This is a genomic window from Luteibacter sp. P4_D7_3, assembly GCF_056401735.1.
This window is the reverse complement of the sequence record NZ_JBFUIT010000162.1, coordinates 1-8,755: the sequence shown is the minus strand read 5'-3', so window position 1 is coordinate 8,755 and position 8,755 is coordinate 1. Positions and strand designations below refer to the sequence as shown.

Here is an 8,755-nt window from a genome sequence, read left to right as displayed (position 1 = left end):
CGGGTGTATCGGTCCATCAGTTCGTCGTCTCACGGAGAGTCGAGCGAGCCCGCCTGCGACTCGGCGAGGGCGCGAGCCTTGCGGATACCGCGTGGGAGACAGGCTTCACCGATGCCAGCCACCTCGCCCGATGGACACGTCGCCTGCTCGGCACGTCGCCTTCGACGCTGCGCGGAAGACTTCCCTTAGTGGTCCAGCCCGTGGTCTTTCAAGGTCAACGAGATATCGAAACGCCAGATGTTTCGTGAGCCGTTCTCGGGTGACGACAGGCGATGCTGAAGTGATCCGAGGTCGTCACGCACTTTCGGATACCGCGGCCCGTCGGAACGATTGCTGGAAAGGTACACCTCGCCGAAGACACGACCCGGCACCGGCGCGATGTCGAGCGACGTGCTGTTGATGTCTCCCGGCAAACGTTCCGGCTTGGCCCATTTGCCGTCCGCGCCGCGGAAGCTGATGTAGATATCGGTACTGCCTACCGAATCGCCCTCGTTGCCCGAGTAGACGATGTAACGCTCGTCGGGATCGATGCCGGGATCCATGCGGTTCTGGGCCACATCGCCGAGGTCGACACGCTCGGGCGCTGCGTAACCCGATTCCGTGCGGCGAGCGACGTAGATCTGGTACAGCTTGCCCGAGTCGGGCCGGTGCGCGGAGAAATAGATATTGCCGCTGGCGGCGACGGACGGGTTGTAGATCTGCGCACCGTCATTGATCTGGCCATCGATGTGCACCGGCGTGCCCCACTTGCCGTTCGACTGCTGCTCGACGTACCAGAGGTTGGTGCCGGGAAACTGCTTTCCGCCCAGCTCCGCGACAAGGGCTTCACCGCCCTCCTTCAGCGGACGGTTCGACACGAAGTAGAGGCGCTTGCCGTCAGGTGACAGGGCCGGCTCGGAATCGTGCCACTGTCCGGAGAACGGCGCGACCTCAGGCACCGACCATTGCTTTCCGTCACGATGCGACACCAGGATCGTATCGTCCTTTTCGGCGAAGTCCGAACGCATGAAGTACACCGTCTTCCCGTCCGGCGTCACCGCCGCCGACGTCTCCTGCAGCCCCGTCGAGATGATGCCCGGGGCCAGGAGTTCACCGGCCATCGCCGTGGCTCCGATGAGGCCGAGAAAAAGCGTGGTCGTCAGGATGTACGTGCTCGATCGCATGAGGGGTTCCTCGTCACCGGGTGTGTTTGACCCTAGGAACGATGAGCCTGTCGGAACGGCCGCGCATGCGAAATGTGATCGATGGTGTGTCGTGTGGGACGAGCGGCGAGCGGCACGTTACGAACGGTCAGCTCATACCCAGCGCGTGACGTGCACTGGCGCGGAAGCGCCGGCTGAGGTTGAGCCTCGTGCCATCGTGCAGGACCACTTCGGCACTACCCTGGAACAGCGGATGCACCTCGGCGATGCGGTCGACATTGACGACGATGCCACGATGGATGCGCAGAAAGCGCGCAGGATCGAGCGTCGCCAGCAGCCCCGTCAGCGGCTCGCGGTGCAGATGCGAGGTACCGGCGGCATGGATACGGACGTAGTTTCCATCGGCTCGAATCCAGTCGATGTCAGCGGTGGCGATCACCCGGATGTGCTCGCCGCTGGGCACACTGATGCGTTGGAGATACGCCGTCGGAGCGCTCACCGAAGCGACGTTCAGTCCCTGCCAATGCTGCCGCACCCGACACATGGCCTGGTCGAAACGTGCCTGGTCGATGGGCTTCAGCAGGTAATCGATGGCATTCGCGTCGAACGCGCGCAGGGCATGCTGCCCATACGCCGTCGCAAAAACGACCATCGGCAAGGTACTGCGCTGCATCCCGTGCAGCAGACGGAAGCCGTCCATGCCCGGCATGCGGATGTCCAGGAACAGCAGCTCCGGCTCCAGGGCCGCGATAGCCTGCTTCGCCTCGGTGGCGTTGCCGCATTCGCCGACGACGTCGATATCCGGATGCGACGCCAGCGCCTGGCGGAGTGCGAGCCGGGCCAGCATCTCGTCGTCGACCAGCAGCGCCCGAATGGCAGGCGCACTCATGCCGCCTGCTCCCGGTAGGGGAAGCGCATCTCGACGCGCGTGCCGCCGTCGGCACGTCGCGACAGCTCCAGCGTGGCCGACCCGCCGAACAGCATGTCCAGCCGCGTTCGTGTGTTGCCCAGGCCGATGCCGTCCTTCGCGCCTTCCGGTGGCAGGCCCAGACCGTCGTCATCGACCTGGACGTGCAGGTCGTCACCGTGGCGACGCGTCACGATGTGCAACGTGCCGCGCTCGGGTTTGTCCAGCAGGCCATGGCGTAACGCGTTCTCTACGAGCGGTTGCAGGATCATGTTGGGCACGAGGGCACGCACCGTATCGCTGGCGACGTCCATGTGYGTCACCAGGCGATCCTGGAAACGCACCTGCTGGATGCCGAGATAGCACTCGAGGAACTCGAGCTCGCGTGACAGCGGCACCTGCTGCGCGTGCCGTTCCTCCAGCGTGAGCCGGAGGAAATCGCTCAACCGGGAAATCATCAGGCGTGCCTGCATCGGGTCGGCGAGTGCCAGCGCCGAGATCGCATTCAGCGTATTGAACAGGAAATGCGGCTGTAGCTGCACGCGAAGCGTCTGCAACTGGGACTGCACGAGTTGGGTTTCCAGGTACGAATTGCGCAGTCGTTCGTCGCGCAGACGCTGCTGCGAGTCGATCGCGCGAAGCAACACCAGCAACACCCAGTAAGTGATGAAACTCAGATGGGCGTTGTAGACGAACTGCATGAGCACGAAGGCACCGAAGGTCATGCCCTTCATGGACGCCGACGGCCCGCAGATCGCCCAGTACAACGACAGCGTGAGCAGCACCTGCGCCGTCGCCAACACCGCGCCCGCCGGTAGGTGGATCGCGAAGAAGCGTCCCCAACCGCCCTTCGCGGTCGCCCTGCCAAGCCAGGCCACCACCGGTGTCAGGAACATCCAGAGATAGAAGTCGACGAAGGTCCAGACCAGCGGCCTTGTCCAGCCCGCCGGATGGCCTTCGGCACGCGCGGAGATCACGGCACTTGCGGCGTAGGAGACGGCCAGCACCGTCCACAGGGCCAGTACCAGTGCCCGCTTCTTCCACACGGGCCATGTCATCGGATCGGTCACGGCGTTTTCCCCGGCGGAACGGGCCAAGTATGCGAGACGCTCCACGTCGAGAACAGTGCCGTCAGTCGGGTCCATCGTGCAACGATAGAACGTACACGCACGCGTGTCGTGCGCGACAGGATGGACGGCGCGGCGCCCGTGACGAACGGTCCGGAATGCATGTCGAGCGGTCGTGCTGCGCGGTGGTTGGCGGACGCGGCTACACCGAGCGAATGAACGCGACCAGCGCACGAGCGGCTGGGGTAAACGCGATCGGCCCCGTGATCATCATGCTGACCAGGATGGTCGAAACGCCCCATAGGTAGGCCGGGTGCACACGACGCCGGATGATCGCATCGTAGATCGGCCCCGCCAGTCCGAAGGCCAAAATGGCGGCGAACATCACCAGGGGCGCGGCGCGACCGAACGATTCCATCGGCAACAGCCGCCCGATGCCCGGCCCAAGGATGGAAATCGTCGCGCAGAGCATCAGGCGCTTGTGCCACTCGGCCTTCTTGCGGTGCATCACGCCTGCGGTGACCAGGCCACCGAAGACCAGGATGCCAATCGTATTCATCACCAGGAACAGGGGCGGTGGGAAAAACGAGGGGACCGAACTGGAGTGGATCGCATACAGGGTCGCTGCCAGACCCATCGCGACCATCGCTGCCGCCAGGCCCGCGCCAACCCATCCGACACGGCGATGAAGCTTGAGCGAGCCGCGTGCGACGATCGCCGGCTGGGCAACGAAGAGAACGATCCAGAGGGTGAAGACCATCCCGTGGATGGCCAGAAGCAGCGGAAACGCCGGCCCCGCGGTGAAATCGTCCGGCACCGTTCGCGAAAAGCCGGCGATGATGACCGCCGCCATCGCCAACGACATGACGAGATAGAACGGTGGCCGCACGCCCTTCGACGAGGTCCGGCCGATCTCCACGCTGCTCATGCTTATCCCCAGCAAAGGTGCCACGAACGAGCGTAGCGACGATGCAAGCGGTCCGATAGCACCCAAAAGTCCGGGTCGGAGAGGTATGTCGCAAGGATTACTGCGACGATGCCTGCCGGTGCAGCGCCGTGATGATCTTCGCGACGACCTCGCCGATGCCCGTACCGCCGCGGATACTGATGCCCAGGCGCGCAACAACCAGCCGTTCCGACGGCACGATGACGATGTACTGACCGAACGCGCCACGCGCGAAGTACATATCCTTAGGCAGCTCGGGCAGCCCCCACGGGGCGTCCCAGACCGGCACGCTGCCCTTATTGACCAGGTTGGTCCAGAAGCCTGCGCCGTAGCCGGTATCGAGCGTTTGCGAGTGGCTGTAAGCGACCCAGCCCTCGGGCAGGATTCGCTGGCCGTCGATCACCCCATCGTCGAGGTAAAGCTGGCCGAAGCGCGCAAAGTCGCGGGTGGATGCGTAAACATGGCTCGACCCCACGGGCGTGCCGGCGCCATCGGTCTCGATCACGGCATGACGCATGCCCAGCGGTGCGAACAACGCCTTGCGCACGAAGCCTTCGGCCGCGACGGCGTCGCGTGCGCCCGCGGCATCCATCGCCACGCGAGAGAGCCATACGTAGCCGAGGTTGCTATAGGCCCAGGCCGTGCCGGGTGCATGGACGAGTGGCACCGTCGCCGCATAGCGGGCCATGTCGCTTTCGAGGAAGAACATGCGCGACATCGGATTGAGCGGCCCGTCCGTCTCGTCGAAAGGCAGCCCGCTATCCATGCGCAACAACTGGTCGATAGTGATCCTCGGATCCGCCGGCATACCCGCTCGCTGATCCAGCCGGAGTTTGCCCTCGCGCACGAGGACGCCCACTACGGCGTTGGTGACCGATTTCGACAGGGAGTGACCCCAGATCGGCGTTTCCGGCCCATAGCCGGGTGCATACCGCTCAGCGATGAGCTTGCCGTCGTGGAGTACGACGAGGCCCTTGGTCAGCCGTGGGCTCGCCTGGTTGGGTTCGGAGAAGGCCAGGTCGAGGGCCTGGCGAAGGCCAGCGTCGGTCGGCTCAACCACGTCCGGCCCCATCGGGTCTGGCGTATCGCTAGCCGCTACGCCAACGACGCCGGCCACATCGGGCACCTCTTCGCCGCCATGCACGAGCAGGCATCCCAATCCTTCCCGAAAGACCGCCCGCGCGCCGAACGCGCCGAGGACCGTCGTGCGGACCTCGCGGTGCTCGGCGTCCACGCGGTAACGTAGCGCCCAGCCGATGCTGCGCATGTTCGGCAACTGTTCTTCGCGGAAGAGACGGTCGGGATCCACGTGCGAAATGAAAACCGCCCCGCAAAGTGACCGACTGACCGAGTTGGTCGCCGTGCGGAAAAGATCCCCGACGGAAAGCGTATAAAAGGCGGCAGTGGCCACGGCGAGAAGCACCACCATGCCGCCGACCGTCTTGATGCTGCGAGAAGCCATGCGCGCCCGTCCCTTAACCCTGACCCGATTCGCACTTTCTTACCTTGCTAGGCCGCGTGCCAGTGCCTGGGGACGAAACGCCTGATTCCGGGGACGAAAGCGATCGCATGAACAAAGCGACGACCGCCACGGCGAGACTTCGTGTGGACTTTAAGACGTCCATACTGCCATCTTCACTTGACTTTGATCACGCACCATGGGAAATCTCTGTAAGTCCTTACAGATCGAAGCCAACGCATGTCCGACGCACCCTCCCTGGCGATCGTTTACGAACACCCCGAATGGTTCAAGCCGCTTTTCTCCGCGCTCGATCGCCGCGGCGTGGCTTACCAGGCCATTCGCTTCGAGGATCATGGGTTCGATATCGCCGAGAAAGCCGCTCCGGCCCCACTGGTATTCAGCCGCCTGGCGATGAGTTCCTTCCTGCGACAGGACGAACACCCCATTTTTTATGCCCAGTCGCTCTATGCGCATTGGGAGTTGAACGGCGCACGGGTTATCAACGGCACCCCTGCCCTCGCCATCGATGCGTCCAAGGCGCGGCAGATGTCGGTGATCAAGTCGCTCGGTCTGGATATCCCCGCCACGCACGTCGTCCACCGTCAGGCTGACATCGTCGCGGCCACCCGCGGGCTTCGCTTCCCCGTCATCGTCAAGGTGAATATCGGCGGATCAGGCGCTGGCGTGTCGCGCTACGACACGCGGGAAGAGCTCGAACAGGCCGTCGCCAACGGGACCACACCCAGGGGTATCGACAGCGTCACCCTGGTGCAGGAATACGTGCCGGCGCGCGATCAGCGCATGGTTCGCATGGAAACCCTCGACGGCAAGTTCCTTTACGCCATTTCACTCAACACCGATGGCGGCACCTTCGATCTGTGCCCCGCCGATGTCTGCCTGATCGACAAGCCGACCGTCACCGTGAGCGAATTCAAACCCGATGCCGAAGCGATACGTGCCGCCGAGGCCATCGCCCGCGCCGCGAAGCTGGACATCGGCGGCATCGAGTTCATGATCGACGACCGCGACGGCGTGCGCCGGTTCTACGACATCAATGGTCTTTCCAATTTCGTGGCAGATCCGCTCAACGTGTTGGGATGGGATCCCCACGAGAAGCTGGTCGACTACCTGTCCCACGCCATCCACGCAACTACGGGAAAAGCAGCATGAGGTACGGATTCTGGGCGCCTGTCTTCGGCGGATGGCTACGCAATATCCGCGACGAGAACATGGAGGCGAGCTGGGAGTACCTCAGCCGGCTGTGTCTACGCGCCGAGGAGATCGGCTATGACCTCACACTCATCGCCGAACTGAACCTCAACGACATCAAAGGCGTCACCGAGCCCGCGCTCGACGCCTGGTCGAGTGCGGCGGCCCTGGCAGCCGTCACAAAGAAGCTCGAGATCATGGTGGCGGTGCGCCCCAACTTTCATCAGCCGGCCCKCTTCGCCAAGCAGGCTGCCAATATCGACCGCATCTCCGGCGGACGGCTTGCGCTGAACGTCGTCTCCTCATGGTGGGCGGACGAAGCCAACCAGTACGGCCTGCAATTCGACCAGCACGACGACCGTTACGCGCGCACCAACGAGTGGCTGCAGGTGGTCGATGGTCTCTGGTCGCAAACCCCCTTCACTTTCACCGGCGAGCGATACCAGCTGAAGGACGCCATCTGCGAGCCGAAGCCGCTCTCGTCGCCACGGCCGACCATCTACGCCGGTGGGGAATCCGAGGCCGCCAAGACGCTTATCGCCGAACGCTGCGATGCCTACGTCATGCACGGCGACGAGCCGGCGTTCATTGCCGAGAAGATCGCCGACATGCGTGCCCGGAGGGAGCGCAATGGCCAGCCGCCGATGCAGTACGGCATGGCCGCCTATGCGATCGTGCGCGACACCGAGGAAGAGGCGCTGGCCGAGGTCGAGCGCATCACGGCATTGGATACCGAGGCGCCCGGCTTTGCCAACTTCGACCAGTGGCTTTCAGGAACGCAGCTCGAGCGCGAGCTGAAGATCAAGGAATACTCGGTTTCCAACCGTGGCCTGCGTCCCGGGCTGGTCGGTACGCCAGCGCAGGTACGCGCCCGTATCGCCGAATTCTCCGCCGCGGGCCTCGATCTGCTGTTGTTGCAGATGAGCCCGCAGCTGGAGGAGATGGAACGCTTCTCGCGGCAGGTGATCCAGGCCACCAGCGATAGCTGACCCTCGTGTTGTAGGAGCCGATTCATCGGCGATCCCGCGGCAGCGGCCTACGGTAGCGGTGAGTGCCTGCGCAGTACGGAAAGGTTTACCCCTCAGCCGGCCTGCGCTCTATCCGCATGCATGACGAAGGCCAGGGCCTGCTGCAACTCGCCATAGCCCACCGGCTTGACCAGGTGGTAGTCGAAACCGGCCCGGGCGGTCGCAGCCTTGTCGGCCTCCTGCCCCCACCCGGTCTGCGCGATGATGGGCAGGTAACGAAGGCCAGGATCGTCGCGAAACGCCCGGCAGACAGCGTAGCCGTCGATCGAAGGCATCCCGATGTCCAGCAGGACCACGTCCGGCCGGAACTCACGGGCAGCCTCCAGCGCCGTCCGTCCATCGAGAACGATCCGGTACTCATGTCCCATGTCGCTCAGCAGCCAGCCGAAGGTCTCGGCGATGTCCGCGTTGTCGTCGACGACCAGGATGCTGAGCGGACCACCGTTTGCCCCGGGGTCCGTCGCCGTGCGCTCGCTGGCCTCCTCGTCGTTGACCACGAGAAGAGGCAGTCGAACGGCAAACGTGCTGCCCTTGTTCTCGCCGTCGCTACTCACCGAGATCGATCCGTCGTGCATCGATACGAGCTGCTTCACCAGTGCGAGACCGATACCCAGGCCCCCCTGTGAGCGGGTCAGGTGCTCGCCCACCTGGGTAAACAGCTCGAAGATGTTCGACTGCATGGTCTTCGGAATACCCATGCCATTATCGGACACGGCAATCACGACGTCCTGCTCGTCCCGGTAGGTATCCAGCGTGAGCGTGCCGCCTGTCGGGGTGTACTTGGCCGCATTGTTGAGCAGGTTCGCCACCACCTGCGTGAGGCGCGTCTTGTCACCGTTGACCCAAAGCGACCGGGCACCCGTGTTGACCCGGAGCGTGTGATTGCCACCCTCGACGAACGGCTGGCTCGCTTCAAGCGCCGACTGGACGACCTCCGCGATCTCGACCCTCTCGCGCTTCAGCACGATCTTGCCCTGGCTGACGCGCGACACAT

9 protein-coding genes are annotated in these 8,755 nt (G+C 64.0%); 3 read left to right on the top strand and 6 right to left on the bottom strand.

The genetic code is table 11. From position 1 onward, the window contains the following. On the top strand, window positions 1–248 hold a 248-nt coding region (locus AC1DSN_RS14135; protein ID WP_477331232.1), incomplete at its 5' end, for a helix-turn-helix domain-containing protein. Here the strand turns inward: AC1DSN_RS14135 and AC1DSN_RS14130 are convergent. The 5 genes from AC1DSN_RS14130 to AC1DSN_RS14110 all read right to left on the bottom strand — a co-directional run bounded on the left by AC1DSN_RS14130 (window position 186) and on the right by AC1DSN_RS14110 (window position 5,524). Continuing rightward, a complete protein-coding gene (locus tag AC1DSN_RS14130; RefSeq protein WP_213947204.1) occupies window positions 186–1,163 on the bottom strand; it encodes a TolB-like translocation protein in 978 nt (325 codons plus the stop codon). The two genes, AC1DSN_RS14135 and AC1DSN_RS14130, sit on opposite strands and share 63 nt — an antisense overlap. A 127-nt stretch (window positions 1,164–1,290) precedes the next feature. Further along, window positions 1,291–2,031, bottom strand: coding sequence for a LytR/AlgR family response regulator transcription factor (locus tag AC1DSN_RS14125; protein WP_063571720.1), 741 nt, complete (start codon window positions 2,029–2,031; stop codon window positions 1,291–1,293). Continuing rightward, window positions 2,028–3,119 carry a sensor histidine kinase gene (locus AC1DSN_RS14120; protein WP_477331230.1) on the bottom strand — a complete coding sequence of 364 codons (1,092 nt, stop codon included), beginning with the start codon at window positions 3,117–3,119 and terminating at the stop codon, window positions 2,028–2,030. The genes AC1DSN_RS14125 and AC1DSN_RS14120 overlap by 4 nt, the downstream gene beginning before the upstream one ends. Before the next feature lie 199 nt (window positions 3,120–3,318). Further along, a complete protein-coding gene (locus AC1DSN_RS14115; RefSeq protein WP_477331228.1) occupies window positions 3,319–4,044 on the bottom strand; it encodes a hypothetical protein in 726 nt (241 codons plus the stop codon). A 97-nt stretch (window positions 4,045–4,141) separates the two neighbouring features. Beyond that, window positions 4,142–5,524, bottom strand: coding sequence for a serine hydrolase domain-containing protein (locus tag AC1DSN_RS14110; protein ID WP_477298288.1), 1,383 nt, complete (start codon window positions 5,522–5,524; stop codon window positions 4,142–4,144). 237 nt (window positions 5,525–5,761) lie between these two features. Between AC1DSN_RS14110 and AC1DSN_RS14105 the strand changes: the two genes are divergently transcribed. Both AC1DSN_RS14105 and AC1DSN_RS14100 read left to right on the top strand, forming a co-directional pair. Beyond that, window positions 5,762–6,694, top strand: coding sequence for an ATP-grasp domain-containing protein (locus AC1DSN_RS14105; protein WP_477296305.1), 933 nt, complete (start codon window positions 5,762–5,764; stop codon window positions 6,692–6,694). Continuing rightward, window positions 6,691–7,722 (top strand): LLM class flavin-dependent oxidoreductase, encoded by a 1,032-nt coding sequence (locus AC1DSN_RS14100; protein ID WP_477331226.1) that lies wholly within the window; start codon window positions 6,691–6,693, stop codon window positions 7,720–7,722. Before AC1DSN_RS14105 ends, AC1DSN_RS14100 begins: the two co-directional genes overlap by 4 nt. A gap of 92 nt (window positions 7,723–7,814) precedes the next feature. On the opposite strand, the gene AC1DSN_RS14095 is transcribed toward AC1DSN_RS14100, so the two are convergent. After that, a partial coding sequence (locus AC1DSN_RS14095) for a hybrid sensor histidine kinase/response regulator (protein ID WP_477331224.1) occupies window positions 7,815–8,755 on the bottom strand: 941 nt, incomplete at its 5' end.

What these genes read in the sequence shown, in the direction of transcription:
- AC1DSN_RS14130 (WP_213947204.1), bottom strand. Translation starts at nt 1,163, where the DNA reads ATGCGATCGAGCACGTACATCCTGACGACCACGCTTTTTCTCGGCCTC.
- AC1DSN_RS14105 (WP_477296305.1), top strand. Translation starts at nt 5,762, where the DNA reads ATGTCCGACGCACCCTCCCTGGCGATCGTTTACGAACACCCCGAATGG.
- AC1DSN_RS14115 (WP_477331228.1), bottom strand. Translation starts at nt 4,044, where the DNA reads ATGAGCAGCGTGGAGATCGGCCGGACCTCGTCGAAGGGCGTGCGGCCA.
- AC1DSN_RS14125 (WP_063571720.1), bottom strand. Translation starts at nt 2,031, where the DNA reads ATGAGTGCGCCTGCCATTCGGGCGCTGCTGGTCGACGACGAGATGCTG.
- AC1DSN_RS14110 (WP_477298288.1), bottom strand. Translation starts at nt 5,524, where the DNA reads ATGGCTTCTCGCAGCATCAAGACGGTCGGCGGCATGGTGGTGCTTCTC.